Source organism: Paraburkholderia yinzeri (genome assembly GCF_046581065.1).
Classification (GTDB): domain Bacteria; phylum Pseudomonadota; class Gammaproteobacteria; order Burkholderiales; family Burkholderiaceae; genus Paraburkholderia.
In genome coordinates, this window is sequence record NZ_JBFOCJ010000003.1 from 885720 (window position 1) to 903379 (window position 17660).

Sequence of the window (17660 nt, forward strand, 5' to 3'; positions counted from 1 at the left end):
GCCGCGCCAGGAAGGGCCGGCCCCTCCGCGAAGCGCCATGCACTTCGTTACCGTATGGCCCCGACCGACGCCGCCATCGTGGCCTCCATCACGGCCGCCACGCGCGCTTCGTCGTCGGCGAGCCGCGCCTGCAGCATCTCGATCAGCCTCAGGACTTTCGTCGAGCCGCGCCGGCTCACGGGATACACCGCGCAGACCCGGTCCTCGCCGAAGCAAGGACAACTGAATACCCAGTCGGCCAGCAGCGGCACGAGCGCGCCGCGCTCGATCTCCGGCACGACGCTCCAGTAAAGACACGGCAGAATGCCGGCCCCGCCGATCGCCGCCGCGCGTGCGAGATCGTAGCTGTCCGTGACGATCGAACCGCGCGGCTCGATCGCCGCCGCCTCTTGCAGGGCACCTTCGCGCGCGAAATGCCAAACGCTCGAAAGCGCCGGATGCCGGTAGGCAATGCACGCATGGCGCGCCAGATCGTGCGGCGAAGCGGGCACGCCGCGCTGCGCCAGGTACGCCGGACTCGCGCAGAGCAGGCTGCGATTCGATCCGATGGGCTTCACGATCTGGCTCGGCAGATCGTAATTGCCCATGCGCAGCGCAAGATCGAAGCCCTCGCCGACAATGTCGACGTAGCGGTCCGAGAGCGCGATGTCGAGCTGAACGCGCGGAAAGGCCTGACCGAACCGCGCGACGAGCGGCGCAAGCACCGCCTGGCCGAACGAATGGGCGGCCGTGACGCGCAGCGGGCCGCGCGGCTCGTCATCGTGCTCGGAGAGCTGCCGCGCGCCATCCGCGAGACGCTGCAGGACTTCGTTGGCCGTCGCGAGATAGAGCCGGCCCGCCTCGGTCAGCGCGAGCGTGCGCGTGGTGCGCTCGAAGAGGCGCACGCCAAGCGTGGACTCAAGACCGGCGATGGTTTTCGTCACGGCCGAGGGCGTTTTGTCGAGACGGCGCGCCGCGCCGCTCAGGCTGCCCTCCTCGACGGCGCAGACGAAGGTTTCGATGGCAACGAACAGATCGATGCGGGACATGACGACCCTAAGCTCCCCGAATATTTCCTTTGAGGCACGAGAGATAGGCGAAACAGGCAAAAAACCGCTCGTGTTTATTGAATTATTATCACAATCAACGCGCCCGAACCATCCGGACGATCCGCAACGACGTAGAACGCCAAACGCGGCCGCGCAGGCCGCATGAGAGAGAAGACAATGAGAAAGGTCGTGGTGGCCGCCACGCAGATGGCGGCAAGCTGGGATATCGAGGCGAATCTGGCGCGGGCGGAAGAAACCGTGCGCGAAGCGGCGCGCGCCGGCGCGCAGATCGTCCTGTTGCAGGAGCTGTTCGAAACGCCGTACTTCTGCATCGACCAGAACCCCGCGCACCTCGCGCTCGCCCAGCCCTACGAGAACCATCCGTGGCTTGGGCGATTTGCGGCGCTCGCGCGCGAACTCTCCGTCGTGCTGCCCGTGAGCTTCTTCGAGCGGGCAGGTCAGACCCAGTTCAATTCGATCGCGATCTTCGACGCCGACGGCGCGGCACTCGGGGTCTATCGCAAGACGCATATTCCCGACGGCCCCGGCTACACCGAAAAATACTATTTCACGCCGGGCGATACGGGCTTCAAGGTCTGGGACACGGCGTACGGACGCATCGGCGTCGGCATCTGCTGGGACCAGTGGTTCCCCGAATGCGCACGCGCCATGGCGCTCGCCGGCGCGGAAATCCTCTTCTATCCCACGGCGATCGGCAGCGAACCGCACGACACTTCCATCGATTCGCGCACGCACTGGCAGAACGTGCAGCGCGGTCACGCCGCTGCGAACGTGATGCCGCTCGTGGCCAGCAACCGCATCGGCATCGAAACCGGCGAGACGGGCGCGATCACGTTCTATGGCAGCTCGTTTATCGCGGGACCGGACGGCGAGAAGATCGCCGAATGCAATCGCACGGAGGCGGCGATCCTCACCGCCGAGTTCGATCTCGACGCGCTCGCGGCGAAACGGCGCGCGTGGGGCGTGTTCCGCGACCGGCGGCCCGCGTGCTATGGCGCGCTGACCACGCAGGGATAAAAGCCGCGCCTGAAGATGGACCGGCGCAAGGCGCTTTCGTCAGGCACGGCGAAGCCGTGTTTGCCTTGTTGCGCAGGTCCTCCGGAACCCGAATGCTAGACTGCAGACGTCCCCCTCTGCGACGCTCTTCGAGTTACGGGAAACGGTCATGCCGTACCACGCCTCAACCGGAAGCACCGCAAGCCAACGCCTCCTCGCGGTCCTCGGGGCGCTGCTGCTCGTCTGCGCACCGTTGCCGGCCGCTTTGGCCGACACCGGCCTTCTGCACGGCACGCCGCTCGAAAAACTCGACCGGCCTGACCTCGACGCGCTCGAAAGCACGGTGCTGGTCGTACTGAACACGAGAAACGACGGGGAAACGAGCCGGTGGACCAATAACGGTTCGGACAACCGGGCCGTAGTCAACGCGACGCTCACCCCCGAAGGCACCGCGATCAAACATCGCAGAACCTGCAGGTTCGTCGCCATCACGGTCACGACTGTCGGCAAGACGGGCCGGCTGCGTCCGCAATACTGCCGGACCGGCGACGCTCCCTGGGAGCGCCAGAAGGCGGGGTGAATCCGCTGGCGCCCCGGATCCTTCCGTTGCCCTTCGGGGCAAGCGCGTTGCCCAAACTCCCTATAGTTTCGCGTCGGTCGCTATGAGAAAACGACCGCTATCGGCAATCGATCATGGAGCGCGCGGCCAAAGCCCACGCGCTCAGCCCGGTTTGTTCGTCGGGCGTTGATCAAACGTCGTTATCAAACACCTGGAGGTGGTCGTGTCCCAACCCGAAGATCCAGCAAAGACCAGCGGCCGCAGAACCTTTCTGAAGAACGTTGCCGTCGCCGGCGTGGCGAGCGGTCTGTCCGGCGTCGTGGGCGAGGCGTTGGCGCAGTCGGACACGCCCGCGACGCCCACCAGCCCGCATGCGAAGCCCGCAACGCGCGCAACGACCGCGTTGAACCAGCAGTACGCGGACTTCTTCTCCTTCGCGGACGCCCAGGATTTCGAGGACGCGAAGCGCGGCCTCGTGGCCACGCTTCCCGAACCGGTCATCATCAAGGGGCAAGACGATATCCCGGCGTGGAATCTCCAGCAGTTCGCCTTCGTGAACGGCGGCCCCGAAAACAACGCGCCACCCACGGTCAATCCAAGCCTCTGGCGCAACGCCAAGCTGAACATGAACCACGGCCTCTTCACGGTGGTCGACGGCATCTGGCAGGTGCGGGGCTACGACCTCTCCGTGATGAGCATCATCCGCGGCGATCAGGGTTATATCGTCGTCGACCCGTTCATCACGACCGAGGTCTCCTCCACGGTCTGGAAGCAGCTCGTGATCCCGCATCTCGGCGACAAGCCGATTACCCACGTCGTCTATACGCACAGTCACGTGGACCACTACGGCGGAGTACGCGGCCTCGTCAGCGACGAAGACCTGCAGTCGGGCAAGGTGAAGATCGTGGCGCCCGTCGGCTTTACCGAGGCGGCCGTCGGCGAGAATGTCATCGCCGGCAACGCAATGGGACGCCGCGCAAGCTACATGTACGGGTCGCTGCTGCCGCGCAACGCCATGGGCATCGTGGACGGCGGCCTCGGCAAGACGACGTCGGTCGGCACCATCACGTTGGCTATCCCGACGATGTACGCCGAAAAGACCGGGCAGAAGATGACGCTCGACGGCGTGGAGATCGTGGTGCTGATGGCGCCGGAATCCGAGGCGCCTGCCGAATTCATGTTTTATCTGCCGCAGTACAAGGCATTCTGCGCGGCAGAAGACGTTACGCACACGCTCCACAATCTCTATACGCTGCGCGGCGCCAAGATGCGTGACGGACTGCTCTGGTCGAAATACATCCAGGCGTCGATCGACATGTTCGGCGACGACACACAAGTCCTGTTCGCTTCGCACTACTGGCCGACCTGGGGCAATGACCGGATTATTGCCTTCCTGCGTGCGCAGCGCGACATGTACCGCTATCTGCACGATCAGACGATGCGCCTGTCCAACCAGGGGCTCACGCCGCTCGAGATCGGCGAAGTCATGCGCTTGCCGGACAGTCTTGCGAAACATTGGTACTGCCGAAGTTACTACGGCACGGTGTACCACGACGCGGTGGCCCAGTACAACCTGCGTCTCGGCTTCTTCGATGGCGTGCCCGCCAACCTGCATCGCCTGCCTCCCACGGAGGCCGGCAAACGCTATGTCGAGTTCATGGGGGGATCCTCCGCGATCCTGAAAAGAGCGCACGAGTACTACGACAAGGGCGACTATCGCTGGGTCGCTGAAGTCGTGAACCACGCGGTATTTGCCGACCCCCAGAACACTGCGGCCAAACAACTGCTGGCCGACGCCTACGAGCAGTTGGGCTACCAGTCGGAGTCGGCGCCGTGGCGCAACTTCTATCTCACGGGAGCGATGGAACTGCGCGATGGCGTCAGAAAACTTCCTGCGCCGAACCCGCAGAGCCCCGACACCATCCAGGCGATGCCGCTCGACATGTTCCTCGACTATCTCGGGATACGCCTGAATCCCGAACGCGCCGCCGGAAAGGCCGTGAGCTTCAATCTCACGCTGACCGATACGAAGGAAGTTCGCCTTCTGGGTGTCGAGAACAGCGCATTGCACTACACGGCCGGCAAGACTTCGGGCACGGCGGATGCCTCGGTCACCATGAAACGCTCGGACCTGAACGACATCATGATGGGCAAGACCAACATGCAGAAACTCGTGATGGCCGGCAACGTGAAGATCGACGGTAACAGCCAGTCACTCGGCGAGTTCGTTTCCTGGCTCGATAACTTCGAGTTCTGGTTCAATATCGTCACGCCATGAGGTGCGGATATGTGCGCCATCTGTAACTTCAGGATCGACTTCGGCGTCGGCCATCCTCTCGCGCTCAGCGTGGCGGTGGCGACCCGAAAAGCAATCGAATACGGACTCGTCGAGCCTTTGGAAGACACGGAGGGCGCGCTTTCCGCGGCCCGGATGCGCCTGTCCTCCGTCGACGCGCTGAATCTGCTGCAGGCGCGCATTGAAGCCGCTCACAGCGAAGCGGCGCTGCTGGACCTGCCGGACTTCTACGTACTGCTCATCGAGAACGACACGTGGGGATTCTTCCACGCAACGACGGAAGGCTTCGACCCGGACGTCGTTCCCGAAATGCCCGACGTTACGGCCACGGACGAAGCAAAGCGGAGCAACATTCTCATCCTCTCCGAGGCCGCCCTGCGCGCCTGGCTCGATGGGCGCTTCCACACGGAGACCGCCTGGGGCGATTCGCTCTTCGTCGTCGACGCGCCCCCAGGTCCGGCCGCCGCGCTGACGCAAATGCTGGCGACGGCCGAGGCCGGCGTGGCTGCCTGACCGGGCCGCCGACCTTCAATGCTTGCCGCCAAGAGGAAACGTCCATGCCGTTTCGTGCTTCGCTCAACAGCGCCGCGGGCGCGCTGACCGGTATCGCGCTCGCCGCCTGCACCTGCTCCGTCTTTGCAGCAAACCTGGGATTCCTGAACGACACGCCGCTCAGCTATATGACCCAGCGCGACATCGACTCGGCAAAACAAGCCGTGGTGGAAGCATTGAACACCCGACACGATGGCGAAGCGGCGCAGTGGAAGAACAGCGGTCTCGGCAACAGCGTCGCCGTCGACGCCACGATCACGCCCGGCGGCACGGTCACGAAGGACAGCCGAACCTGCCGGACCGTCGCCGTGGTACTGAACGCCAAAGGCCAGTCGCTCAACCTGCACCCGCAATACTGCCGGTCAGGCAGCGACCAATGGGTGCTCCAGAAGCGGAATTGATCGAAATCGTACTGCAAGCCGCACGCGCGCCGGGTGCTTCGGGCGACACCAGCGCGAACTACGCGTATTGCAACGTCGTGCTTCAAGACTCAGAACGCGTGGCGCAGCCCCACCATCATGCCAAGTTGCGTCGTGGTCGCCGCGGCGCTCAAACCGACGAAACCCTGCAACTGCGCTCCAACCAGGCCGCCGCGATACAACGCGTAATCGCCCTCGAGATAGACGTCGGTGGCGCGTGACAGGCTGTAGTCGGCCAGCAACTGGAACTGCGTGGCGTTGCCGTCACCGCTCGCCGCCTTGCCGTCCTGCAGCGTGCGCCAGACGTTGGCCGAAAGATGCGTCGAGGCGCCGATCAGTTGCGTGACGCCGCCGAAGAACATCTCGCGCTCCGAGAACGTGTTGAACTTCAGCGCGGTCAGTTGCGGGGCCGTGTACGGACCATTCGGGAAGTTGCCCATAAAGCCCGGATCCTCGCGGTTCATCGCCCATCCGAAGTTGACCGTCGTTGCGCCGAACGTGTAGGCGCCGCCGGCCGTCCAGGCCTTGAAGTGCGCGGAGCCGTTGACCGCGTCGCGCGCATCCAGATAGCCCGCGGCGAGCTTCAGCGGCCAGGCCGGAATGTAGGCGATCGACGCCCCAATCTGGCTGCCCGCGCCAAACGAGCCTGCCTCGCCGCCAAACGCATACGAAAGCTCCAGCGTAACGTCGTTCCAGCGCGCGGCGTACTTGGCCATGTTGCTCGTCCACACGCCCTCGGCCATGGAAACCTCGGGACGGAACTCATATACCGTCGGCAGCCAGGATGCGGTCACGTAGGTCCTCAGCACGGCGTCGGCAAGCGGGTTGGTCTGGCGGCCCAGCGTGAAACGCCCCAGGGTGGGCGACACGAGTCCGACATAGGCGGTGTTGAAGAACGGATAGCCAGGGTCGTTTTCGCCCGAGTTCGGAAAGAAGCGGTCCTCGAGCTGGAATACGGCGCGATAGCCGCCGCCGAGGTCTTCGGAGCCAAGCAGCCCCCATTCGCTCTCGCTCAAGCCGCCGTTGGCGAGCTGGATCTTGTCGTCGCCCGCCTTGTCGGCGTGCGTGGTGTAGCGTATGGCCGTGTCGATCAAACCGTACAGCGTGACCGACGACTGCGCGTGCGCCGCAGCACCCGTCCCCCCGAGCACCACGGCAACGGCAACCTGTGCCGCCGCCCGGCGTTTGTTGTGGCCTGCTTTGCTTTTCTGCATTTCTCCCCCGTCGTGATTATGGGTTTGTTGGCCGGAGCCAGTTGGAATGAGATTGCGTGCCTCGCGACTGGCGCGGCGCCCAGGCCGCTTCACGCCGCCGCGCGCCGCGCCAGTCGTTCGAGCGAGCGTTCGGGATTGAGCACCTTGAGGCCGCCCACGCCAAGCACCACGAGCACGGCGCCCGTCAGCAACAGACCTTGCTCGAAGCCCGCCGCAACGTTGTTGTGCGCGGCGCGTATCATCCAGCCCACGGCCGGCGGCGCGACTATGCCCGCGATCCAGGCGATCGAATACTCGATCGCGAGCGCGGCGCCGCGCTGCTCGGGCGGTGCGATCTGCGCAACCATCGCGGGGCCGAGCGAGTAGATGATCGGCGTCGTCGAAATGGCAAGCGCGATCAGCACGACCTTGAGAGCCGGCCCGAAATTGCCGACCACCGCCACGACGAGCAGCACGCCGCCCACCGCAAGACACGCGCAGACGAAGGCGCCGCGTGCGAGCCGCGAGGGCACGCCGCGTTTCATCAGCCGCTGCGACCAGGCGGAGAGCACGAGCCCCACGGGCGCGGTGGCGACCAGCACCGCCGCGAACATCTGGCCTGCGCGACGCGGCCCGAAGCCCAGGCCCTCGCTCAGATAAGCCGGCAGCCACGTGAGCACGAGCGCCAGTGTCAGGAAGGCCGCGAAGTGCAAGGCAATGATGCAGACCACCGTACGGTCGGTCAGCAACGCGCGGTAGCCAATGCGCGCGACGGTGCCTGCGGGCTCTTGCGGCGCGCAGACTTTCGTTGCATGCGCATCGAGCGGACCCTCACGCCCCACCGCGAGCCACAGCGCTGCCCACGCCAGCCCGAGCACGGCAAGGACAACGAAATTAGTACGCCAGCCCCAGGTGGCATCGATCCAGGGCACGGCGATGCCCGCCACGATCATGCCGAACACGCCGCCTTGCTGGAACACGGAGACAGGCAGATTGCGCCGTTCGTCGGGAAACCACTTGTAGCAGGCGTGAATCGCAATCGGCTGCGCGGGGCCCTCGCCCGCGCCGAGTAGCACGCGGCAGGCAATCAGCATCCCGAGCGACGAGCTGTATGCAACAGGCAACTGCACGACGGCCCAGAGCAGCGCCATCACGAGCAGCAGCCAGCGCGTGGGCAGCCGGTTCGAGAGGAAGCCTCCCGCCACGCCCGTCACGGCGAACAGAAAGAAGAAGCTGCCGGCAACGAGGCCATACTGGGCCGGCGAAAGCCCCAGTTCTTTCATGAGCGGCGCGGCCACGAGACCGAGCACGACCTTGTCGACGAAGTTGATTGCGACCAGCAGAAACAACATGGCCGCCATGAACCAGGCGCGCGCCGGGCGATAGGTGGGTTGCATGCGGGAAGTCTTCCGAATCAGGGCGCGGACATGGCCGAAGCCGTCTCGCGCGGTTTCCGGTGCCGGCTATCCGGCTCAGGAGCGCGTGCCGAAGTACCAGCGCAGTACGGCGCGCTGCACGGCACCACCATAGGGTGGATGAAACAATTCGACGGGAAACCAGCGGTGTTCGGCAAATACCGCTTTCGCATGCGAAAGCTCGCGAAACCCCTCTTCCCCGTGGTAGTTGCCCATGCCCGACATGCCCGTTCCGCCGAACGGCAGCGCATGGTTCATGGCGTGCCAGCCCCAGTCGTTGAGCGTCACGCCGCCTGCGTGTGTTTCTCGCAGGACCCGTTCGCGCTCGCCGTCGTCCGTCCCGAACCAGTACAACGCGAGCGGGCGCTCGCCGCTGCGCACCCGGAAGATGACCTCGTCGAAGGTGTCGTATTCGACTATGGGCAGGAGCGGTCCGAAAATCTCCTCGCGGGCAATGCGCATTTGCGGCCGAACGCCCGTGACGACGTGCAGCGGCAACTGCCGGCCCTCGCCCCGGTACGATCCGCACACCGTGACTGTCGCGCCCAGCGCGCGGGCGTCGTCGAGCAGATCGAGCATGCGGGCATGGGCCCGCGCGTCGATCATCGACGTATAGCCGGCGCCCTCGCCCGTGAACCGTTCGAAGGCGCTCGCGGCTGCCGCGACGAACGCTTGCGCGTGTTCGCGCGGCACCAGCGCATAGTCCGGCGCCACGCAAACCTGGCCGGCGTTCACGGTCTTGCCATGCACGATGCGACGGGCCGCACGCGCCAGGTCCGCCGATCGCGAAACGATCGCGGGCGACTTGCCGCCCAGTTCGAGCGTAACGGGCGTGAGATTGTCCGCGGCGGCCCGCATGACCTGGCGCCCGACCGCGGGCGAACCGGTAAAGACAAGGTGATCGAACGGCAGCGCGCAAAAGCGCTTCGCGCACTCGGCGTCGCCCTCGACCACGCCAACCGCATCCTCGTCCAGCGCATCGGCAAGCAAGCGGCGGAGCGCACGCGACGATTCGGGCGCGGACTCGGACGTCTTGATCAGGCAGCGATTGCCTGCGGCCAGTGCGGTGGCGAGCGGTCCGAGCGCCAGATAGAACGGAAAGTTCCACGGCACGACGATTCCGACCACACCCTTCGGCTGATACCGCACCGCCGCTCGATTCGTGCTGAACAGCAGCTCCGGCCGGCGGCGGGATGGCCGCATCCAGTGCCGCAAATGCCGCAGCAGATGGTCGATATGGAGCAGCGACGGGAGCAGATCGACGAGCATCGTCTCATCGGCGGCACGCACGCCGAAGTCGGCAGCCGCCGCGGCGGCGCAGGCCGGCGCATGCCTGCGCAATGCTTCGCGCAGACGGCGCAACGCCTCGCGCCGGGCCGCGTACGCGGGATAAGGTGCCGCGTGGAACGCCGCGCGCAACGCGTAAAATCGTGCGACGGCGGGATCGACGTCGTGGCCGGCCCTGTCGCACACGGCCTGATCGGTCAGCTTCATGAGGTTCGTCTGTGGAGCGCTTTTTCGAGGAAGGGACGATCTTTACGCCGGCAGGTCGCCGATGATCGTGGCGCGCAGCATGCGCCGGCGTGCCGGGAAGTAGTCCTGAATAGCGTAGTGTTGCGTCGAGCGGTTGTCCCAGAACGCAATCGTGTTCGGCCGCCACTTGAGGCGCACCTGATACTCGGGCACGGCCGCCTGGCGATAGAGGTACTGCAGCAGATCCATTTCGGCGAGACGGAAGTCGAAGCCGAAGCGCACCTCGTTCTTCTCCATGTAGTTCGCCAGATGCGTGGTGAACGCCTCGTTCACGTAGAGCACGCGCTCGCCCGTCTCCGGGTGCGTGCGCGCCACCGGATGCATCACGGGCGGGAACGCCGCGCGCCGCTTTTCGCGTTCCTCCGCCGTCATGCGCGTACCGAACGCCGGCAGCAGATCGTGCACCGCATAGAGACCGTCGAGCGCGTTGCGCGTCGCTTCCGGCAGCCTTGCGTACGCCTCGGCCATGTTCACCCAGATCGTGTCCCCGCCGACCTTCGGGCATTCGATACACCGCAGCATCGAACCCATCGAGGGACGCGCGCGCCAGCTCACGTCCGAGTGATAGACGTTTTCGCGCCCGGGAATCTGGTGGTCGCCGCCCAGCACCACCAGTTCCGGATGATCGGGATGATGCGGAAATACCGGGTGTACTTCGAGCTCGCCAAAACGCCGCGCCAGCGCGACTTGCTGCTCCGCCGTGATGTCCTGATCGCGGAACACCAGCAGCTTGTGCTTGAGCAGCGCGGCACGCAGCGCCGCGTACTGGTCGCTGTCGAGCGGCGCGGCGAGATCGATATTGCCGATTTCCGCGCCGATCGCTGGTGCGAGCGGCTCGATGCTGAACGACGTTTTGAGAGCGCCCGGCCGAACGATCGCGGGGCTTGCGGCAATGGTGTGCTCGCCTGCTTGCATGACTGTCTCCATAGTGATCCGAATCGTCGGCCGTCGAGAGATGCAGACTCAAGGCCGTCAATCAAAAGATACCGACGAAAAAGATACCGACGGGTATCGTTTAAAAAGATGCTATCGGGTATCATTTGGTCGGTCAACCAAGGGTTTTCCCATGCCGAACCCCATCGAAAAACCGCTTTCCGGATCGCTCGAAAGCGGGGACGGATTTGTCGCGCCGCGCTACCGCAGCGGCCAGCGCTCAGCGGACGCCTTGCTGGAGGCCGGGCGAGTCCTGCTCGTCGATATCAGCTACGAAGCGCTGAGCATCAACGATCTGTGTGCCGAAGCGAGCCTCACGAAGGGGGCCTTCTATCGCCGCTTCGAGAGCAAGGACGCGTTCTTTCTCGCGTTGCAGAGGCTGGCGCTCGACGATGCGCAACGAATTCAGCAGGGACTGGTCGAGACGTTGGCGCGCGGCGAAGTCGAACCGCTGACACTGGCCGTGTCCGCACGCGCCGTGGTCGACGCGATGCGGCTCTGGCATCTGCGCCATTGCGGGGTCATCCGTGCTTCGCTGCAGCGGCGCGATCACACGTCGGACGGTTGGCGGCCTTTCAAGGAGTACGCGCGCGGCTTTGTCGAAGATGTCACGGCGCATATGACACGCCTGCCCGAACTGCGCCGCAGCAAGCATGCAAGCGAACGCCTGATGGTTGCGTTCCAGACCGTGATTGCCACGATGATCAACGCGGCCCTCAACGATCCCGGGCCGCTCGGTCTCGCCGACGAAGCCATGACCGAAGCGCTCGGCGACATGCTTGCGCTTTACGTCACGGCCTGCACGGCCGGGACGGCAAGACAAGCCACTTCGCGCCCGAGGGCCTAGCCCGAATCCGTGTGCACGTTCGACAATCGGGCGGCGGAAACCGGCGGTGCGGTCTGGGCGTGCACGTCATGGCGCACGTGCGAAAGCGGCAACCAGACCGTGACCTCGGCGCCGCCGCCATCGCGCAACGAGGCGGCCACGCGTCCGTGGTGCGCTTCGACAATCGAACGCACGATGGACAGGCCCAGCCCCATGCCGTGCGGCTTGGTCGTATAGAACGGTTCGAAGAGCTGCTGGGCGGATGCGGCGCGAAAACCGCTGCCGCGATCCGCGACGACGATTTCGACACTTTCGCCCGCCCCTCGCGTCACGATACTAAGCACGCGATCTTCCGGCGCCGACTGTCGCATGGCGTCCATGGCATTGACCGCCAGATTGAGCAATACCTGCTGAAGCTGGATAGGGTCGCCCATCACTTCGAGGTCGCCTGCGCCGAATTGCACATCGATAGCAATCCCGCGCCGCCTCGCTTCGGGCGCGACGAGCGACAGCGACTCCTTGAGCGTCGCATCGAGCCCGACCGGCGAAAAGACGACGCGCTGCTTCTGGAGCAATGCACGCAGACGCTGCACGACATCGTTCGCCCGCAATGCGTCGCGCTTCACGTCGGAGAGAATCTCCTGTAGCTCGGCCACGTCCATGTGCGGCGACGCCACGAGCAATTCGGCCGCATCCGCATTGCTCAGGATCGCGCCCAGCGGCTGCCCGACCTCGTGCGCAATCGAAGCACTGAGTTCTCCGGCCGCCGCAAAGCGGGCGGCACGCGCGAGTTCGTTGCCGCGCTCGGCGACCTCGGCTTCGGCCCGGCGGCGCTGCCGCCGCTGCGCCAGCAACGCGACGATGGTGGCCGACTGGGCAAGCAGCACGCCCAGCAGCGTCAACATGGTGCCGCGATACTCGCGAAAGATCGACGGCGGAAAATTAACGAGCTCGCAATCCTCGGGCAAGCGCGACACCGGGAGGCCGAAGCGTTCGAGCTCGGTGACATTCGCCACGCAATGGGCCGGTATGGCCGGAAGATCGACACCCTCGAATTTGCCGCCGCTTTTTCCACCGTTTTGCAGGATCGCCACGGCCGCCTTGCCCGTGTTGACGCCGTTCCCGGTGAGATCATAGACCGCCCCGGCGGTGATACCGCCTTCCACATACGTGGAATACCAGCCGTAGATGGGCGCACGGCTCGCCTCGACCATAGGCTTGAGCAACTGATAGGGGAAATAGCGGTGGCCTGCGTGATCCCGGTACATCGTCGTGTAGATCACCGCGTCGTTCCTGTCGAGTCCCGCCAGCCGCCTTTGCAGTTCGTCAGGGGCAAGCCCTTCCCAGGTTTGCACCGACGTCCAGCGTCCAGGCTCGCGGCGCACCGCATTGACGACACGATTCACGAGTTCCGTATCCGCGTCGGTCGAGCCGCCCACGACGACGAGACGCCGTGCCTGAGGCTGAAGCGCTTCGACAATCGCGAGCGTCTTCTCGACCTCGATCCGGAACGGCAACGCAGCAAAACCAGGAGGCAACACATGCCCGGCCATCCAGCCCTGCGCCACGCTCGACAGCAAGACCGGTATGCCGGGCCAGAGTGCCGTGTGGTACTGCAACGCAAAGTCGGCCGCGTGATCGCCGAGCACGATGATGAGGTCGATGTGCTGTCCCTGGTACTTCTTCTCCATCAACGCGAGAAATTCGGGCGTCAGATGCTCGTCTCCAAAGCGGAATCCGTCGATGGAATCGAGAAAGACCTCCGTGGCATACGGCATCTGTTCGTCCAGAACGCTGCGAATCGCGCGGATCTGCACGAAAGCCGCCGGCTGACTGGGATCGGCTCCCGTCAGCAGAAGCACGCGTGCCGGTTCGCCCGCGAAACTCCCCGCCGTACTGGCCAGACAGAACAGGAAAAGCCCGAGACGAATCGCGCTTGCGACCATTCCCGCCGGGACACGGCGCATATCAGGCTTCGACAGCCATTGCGCCGATATGTGCAATTGAATAATGCCAGCGGGATATTTGCACTTATCCCTCTCCCCGCGACGCCAGGGCAGCCTGATCGATAAAGCGGATAGCCATCGTTTTATCCGTGGAATGACTGGCATAGGCCGTATCGGCACGCATTCGCCCCTTTCGGACCACGCATTGAAATGCATAAGCCAATCATCAACGCGCGCCATGCCGCTGGAATGATGCTTTTACCGAATAATGCGTTTCGTCGATCTTCACCGGCTCGCCGGATCAACCCTACTGCATGAGAGGAGCATTCGCCAGCCATTCGGCCCGGCGCAGCAATTCCGCAAGCGACGTTGCCTCGAATTTGCGCATCAGTCCGGCACGGCAGCTTTTTATCGTGCGTTCGGAGAGCCCGAGTTGCGCGGCAATCTGCTTGTTGCGCAACCCGGCGACAACGCCGCGCAACACGGCCTGCTCGCGCTCGCCAAGATCGACGGGAAGTTTCGTATCCGGTGCAGCGGCTTGCCTCCCGGCTGAGCCGAATGCCGCATCCAGGGCGTCGAACAGGGCATGCCGGTCGAACGGTTTCACCAGAAAATCGACCGCCCCCGCTTTCATGGCCTTGACCGTTCTGGGGACGTCGCCATAGGCGCTCATGAAGACGACGGGCAATGGCTGCGGACGACGCAGCAATGCCTGTTGCAGTTCCAGCCCGCTCGGGCCACCCAGTTCCAGATCGAGCAACAGGCACCCGGCGCGCGCATCAGGTTCGCTAACAAGATATTCGCCGGCCGAAGCATAATCGCGCACGTTATAGCCCGCGCCGTGGAGAAGACGTTTCAATGCCGTTCGCATCTCGGCATCGTCGTCTATGACGTGAATCACCGCATTCTGATGTTCGATCACGGCTCTCTCCAGTTCCATGCGACCAATCCGGACGCTGCCGTCATTTCAGACGACAGCGCACGAGTCGTAAGATAACGTTTTATCGACCCGTAATTCACCCCGCTGTTTTGCATTTATATCAGGTAATTTTGCATTTTGCGTGTCGGGAGTGCCGCCATGTCATGCCTCCATGGCCCCTTGCCGTCTCCGCGCGATTGCAGTTTTGATTGCGGCTTCGATTGCGGCTTCAATGCGCGCTCCCGCATCCTCCAGTACAGCGAAGGAATTCGATGCTAGACTGAATCGCACCGGCCTTCGCGCATTCCGCGCATCCCGGATGCCGAACATGCTGCAAGGCATCCCCACACCGCTCGCGCGTCAACGCTCTCGAACACAGAGGAGTGCGCACATGGCAGAACTGCAAACTTTGGCCGAGCGGCAGTCGATCGGCCGCGAAGCGCGGGAGCATGCGAAGCGCTCCCTGCACGCAAACGTGGGCAATACCGACCGCGATCCGGTCGAATTGCTGCAGCAGAACAGCGCGGGCCGCGTGGCGGCGCTGATACCGCTGCGCTATGGGCGCATGTCCGTTTCGCCCTTTACCTTCTTTCGCGGCAGCGCGATTCTCCAGGCCCACGATCTGGCCGATACCGTCAACACGGGGATCGCCTTTCCCATCTGCGGCGACGCCCACCTCATGAATTTCGGCGGCTTCGCCACCCCCGAGCGGCAACTGGTGTTCGATCTCAACGACTTCGACGAAGTCGCGACCGGCCCGTGGGAGTGGGATCTGAAACGGCTCACGGCGAGCCTCGCGATTGCCGGCGAGCATATGGGCATTGCACGCGGGCCGACAGGCGACTTCGTGGCGACCGCCGTGCACGAATACTGCGACCGCATGCGCGAATACTCCGGCTACAGCACGCTCGATCTGTGGCACGAAGTCGTGACCTTCGAGCGCATGATGGAAAGCGCCACGACCGACGAAGGACGGCGCGCCATCGCCAAAGCGAAGGAAAAAGCCGCGACGCGGACCAACGAAAGCATGCTGGGAAAGATGACTGTACAACGCGACGGCCACTGGGTAATCCAGGACGCTCCACCGGCGCTCTTTCATCCCGGGGGCGCCAGTTCGCTGCTCGGCAAGGACGAAGCGTGGTCCAACACGGAAGCGTGGAAAAGCAAGCTCGCCGTCGCGTTCGAGGCCTATCTCGGCACGCTGTCTCCCGAGCGCCGCGCGCTCATCGGCCAGTTCGAGCTTCAGGACGTGGCGTTCAAGGTCGTCGGGGTGGGCAGCGTGGGGACGTTCTGTCTCGTGCTCCTGTTCATCGACAGTCACGGCAAGCCGCTCTTCCTGCAGGTCAAGGAGGCGCGCGAATCGGTCATCGCCCACTACTTCCCAGCCGACGGTCCGGCGCATCAAGGCCAGCGTGTCGTTGCCGGACAGCGCCTGCTCCAGGCAGCCAGCGACGCGTTTCTCGGCTGGACGACGGGGCCGGCGAAGCGGAATTTCTATTTCCGCCAGTTGCGCGACATGAAGATCTCCGCGGAGGTCGAGCGCATGAGCAACACCGTCCTGCAGGGCTACGCGCGGCTGTGCGGCTGGGCGCTCGCGCGCGCCCACGCGAAAGCAAGCGGCAAGGCCGTCGAGATCTCCGCCTATCTGGGCAATGGCGACCGGTTCGCGGAGGCGCTCACGGAATATGCCTTCGCCTGCGCTGCGCAGAACGAAAAGGACTACGACACGTTCATGCACGCATGCCGTTCCGGCAAGCTCGAAGCGCGCAGCGACGAAGATATGGCCGCGGATTTCCGCGTCTGATAGCGGGCTACCCGGCTGCGCACGCGCAGCTTCGGCAACCCGCTGCGGCTTCGCTCACGACCGGTCCGCGATGGCCTTGCCAATCGAATCGATCAGCGCCTCGCCGAGAAACGGCTTGATCAGCAGCGTGCGCGCGCCGGTGTTTTCCACGGCGCGCCGCGTGCGCGGCCCGTCGTAGGCCGTCATGAATACGGCAGGCGGCCGCGGCGAACGCAACGTGCCGTAAAACGCCGGCCCCGACATGCCCGGCAACTGCACGTCGATGACGAGACAGCAGGCGGCGCCGGAACATTCGACGACACTGGCCTCTTCCGCGCTACGAAACGATCGCGTGCGAAAGCCCGATAGCCGCAGCAGCCGCTCGACCGCGCGCCGCAAGCCGGCATCGTCCTCCAGTATCACGATGAGTTGCCGCTGATCGTCCATAGCCTGCCCGCCCAGCCATTCGGCGAGTCTTGTCCAGGCACACGCGCAGCACCATAGGGACTCGGGGCAATTCCGTTTCCCTTTGGGGCAAGAGCGGCCGGAAATCTTCCCTTTCCCCCGAACGGCCATTACATTATTCAGAGCACGTGCGCCGCGCCCTGTTGCGGCGCCTGTCAGGAAGAGACGGCCACCTCCAGCGACGGCGCGCAAGCCCGAAACCCGGAGGCATCGGCCATGACCGGAGGGCACCATGCGCTCGCTGTTCGGCAAGCTTAAAGAGGAATTCAAGAAGGTCCTGCCGCCTACGATCTTCTTCTTCGTCATTCTTCACATCGTGGCGCTGATCCGCTCCCTGATGCTCAAGGAAACCGGCATTCCGCTGCCCGCTTCGGCTTCGGTGCTGATCTCCTCGCTCATTCTCGGCAAGTCCGTGCTGATAGCGGACATGCTGCCTTTCATCAACCGTTTTCCGGAAAAGCCGCTCGTCTGGAACGTGTCCTGGAAGACACTGATGTATGCACTCGTTGCACTCGTCATCCATGTTCTGGAGCGGCTCTACGACTACTGGAAAGAAGCGCCCAGTCTTGCCGCGGCGAACCACGAGTTGCTCACCCAGATCAGTTGGCCGCGCTTCTGGGCGATCCAGATCCTCCTCGTGACGCTGATCTTCAACTACTGCGTGATCGCGGAGCTTGCGCGGGCGCTGGGAAAAGACCGGCTCAAGAAGATGTTCTTCGGGCCGCTCCCGCCGCGTTCGACCGCCGCCTAGGCCGCGCCGGAAATGCGTTGCGCCG

General features: G+C 64.3%; 16 protein-coding genes. 8 read left to right on the forward strand and 8 right to left on the reverse strand.

Annotation, left to right across the window (positions count from 1 at the left end):
• Nucleotides 1-47: 47 nt before the first annotated feature.
• Complete coding sequence (locus WJ542_RS30795) at nucleotides 48-1028, reverse strand: LysR family transcriptional regulator (RefSeq protein WP_411193314.1); 981 nt, start codon at nucleotides 1026-1028, stop codon at nucleotides 48-50.
• Nucleotides 1029-1205: 177 nt separating this feature from the next.
• On the opposite strand from WJ542_RS30795, the gene aguB reads away from it, so the two are divergent.
• The 5 genes from aguB to WJ542_RS30820 all read left to right on the forward strand — a co-directional run bounded on the left by aguB (nucleotide 1206) and on the right by WJ542_RS30820 (nucleotide 5853).
• On the forward strand, nucleotides 1206-2066 hold the full coding sequence (gene aguB, locus WJ542_RS30800; RefSeq protein WP_411193315.1) for an N-carbamoylputrescine amidase: 861 nt from the start codon (nucleotides 1206-1208) through the stop codon (nucleotides 2064-2066).
• Nucleotides 2067-2214: 148 nt separating this feature from the next.
• Nucleotides 2215-2625 (forward strand): hypothetical protein, encoded by a 411-nt coding sequence (locus WJ542_RS30805; protein ID WP_411193316.1) that lies wholly within the window; start codon nucleotides 2215-2217, stop codon nucleotides 2623-2625.
• A gap of 202 nt (nucleotides 2626-2827) precedes the next feature.
• Entirely contained in the window at nucleotides 2828-4882 is a 2055-nt protein-coding gene (locus WJ542_RS30810) for an alkyl/aryl-sulfatase (protein WP_411193317.1), read from the forward strand.
• A gap of 9 nt (nucleotides 4883-4891) precedes the next feature.
• Nucleotides 4892-5413, forward strand: coding sequence for a hypothetical protein (locus WJ542_RS30815; RefSeq protein ID WP_411193318.1), 522 nt, complete (start codon nucleotides 4892-4894; stop codon nucleotides 5411-5413).
• 44 nt (nucleotides 5414-5457) lie between these two features.
• Nucleotides 5458-5853, forward strand: coding sequence for a hypothetical protein (locus WJ542_RS30820; protein ID WP_411193319.1), 396 nt, complete (start codon nucleotides 5458-5460; stop codon nucleotides 5851-5853).
• Between the two features lie 89 nt (nucleotides 5854-5942).
• On the opposite strand, the gene WJ542_RS30825 is transcribed toward WJ542_RS30820, so the two are convergent.
• The 4 genes from WJ542_RS30825 to WJ542_RS30840 form a co-directional block, all read right to left on the reverse strand.
• The gene (locus WJ542_RS30825; RefSeq protein WP_411193320.1) at nucleotides 5943-7085 is read right to left on the reverse strand and encodes a porin; all 1143 of its coding nucleotides are present in this window, start codon (nucleotides 7083-7085) and stop codon (nucleotides 5943-5945) included.
• An 89-nt stretch (nucleotides 7086-7174) separates the two neighbouring features.
• Entirely contained in the window at nucleotides 7175-8461 is a 1287-nt protein-coding gene (locus WJ542_RS30830) for an MFS transporter (RefSeq protein WP_411193321.1), read from the reverse strand.
• 75 nt (nucleotides 8462-8536) lie between these two features.
• Nucleotides 8537-9973: an aldehyde dehydrogenase family protein gene (locus WJ542_RS30835; protein WP_411193322.1), complete on the reverse strand. Its 1437-nt coding sequence runs from the start codon at nucleotides 9971-9973 to the stop codon at nucleotides 8537-8539.
• A gap of 42 nt (nucleotides 9974-10015) precedes the next feature.
• Complete coding sequence (locus WJ542_RS30840; protein ID WP_411193323.1) at nucleotides 10016-10927, reverse strand: TauD/TfdA dioxygenase family protein; 912 nt, start codon at nucleotides 10925-10927, stop codon at nucleotides 10016-10018.
• A gap of 151 nt (nucleotides 10928-11078) precedes the next feature.
• Between WJ542_RS30840 and WJ542_RS30845 the strand changes: the two genes are divergently transcribed.
• Nucleotides 11079-11792, forward strand: a complete 714-nt coding sequence (locus tag WJ542_RS30845) for a TetR/AcrR family transcriptional regulator (RefSeq protein ID WP_411193324.1) — start codon at nucleotides 11079-11081, stop codon at nucleotides 11790-11792.
• Here WJ542_RS30845 and WJ542_RS30850 read toward each other — a convergent pair.
• Nucleotides 11789-13738, reverse strand: coding sequence for an ATP-binding protein (locus WJ542_RS30850; RefSeq protein ID WP_411193325.1), 1950 nt, complete (start codon nucleotides 13736-13738; stop codon nucleotides 11789-11791). The genes WJ542_RS30845 and WJ542_RS30850 overlap by 4 nt on opposite strands.
• Before the next feature lie 286 nt (nucleotides 13739-14024).
• Nucleotides 14025-14639, reverse strand: coding sequence for a response regulator transcription factor (locus tag WJ542_RS30855; RefSeq protein WP_411193326.1), 615 nt, complete (start codon nucleotides 14637-14639; stop codon nucleotides 14025-14027).
• A gap of 388 nt (nucleotides 14640-15027) precedes the next feature.
• Here WJ542_RS30855 and WJ542_RS30860 point away from each other — a divergent pair, with 388 nt between their 5' ends.
• Nucleotides 15028-16440 carry a DUF2252 domain-containing protein gene (locus WJ542_RS30860; RefSeq protein ID WP_411193327.1) on the forward strand — a complete coding sequence of 471 codons (1413 nt, stop codon included), beginning with the start codon at nucleotides 15028-15030 and terminating at the stop codon, nucleotides 16438-16440.
• 54 nt (nucleotides 16441-16494) lie between these two features.
• Here the strand turns inward: WJ542_RS30860 and WJ542_RS30865 are convergent, their stop codons facing one another.
• Nucleotides 16495-16866 (reverse strand): response regulator transcription factor, encoded by a 372-nt coding sequence (locus WJ542_RS30865; protein ID WP_411193328.1) that lies wholly within the window; start codon nucleotides 16864-16866, stop codon nucleotides 16495-16497.
• A 250-nt stretch (nucleotides 16867-17116) separates the two neighbouring features.
• Between WJ542_RS30865 and WJ542_RS30870 the strand changes: the two genes are divergently transcribed.
• Nucleotides 17117-17635, forward strand: a complete 519-nt coding sequence (locus tag WJ542_RS30870; protein WP_411193329.1) for a hypothetical protein — start codon at nucleotides 17117-17119, stop codon at nucleotides 17633-17635.
• The last annotated feature ends 25 nt before the right edge of the window (nucleotides 17636-17660 follow it).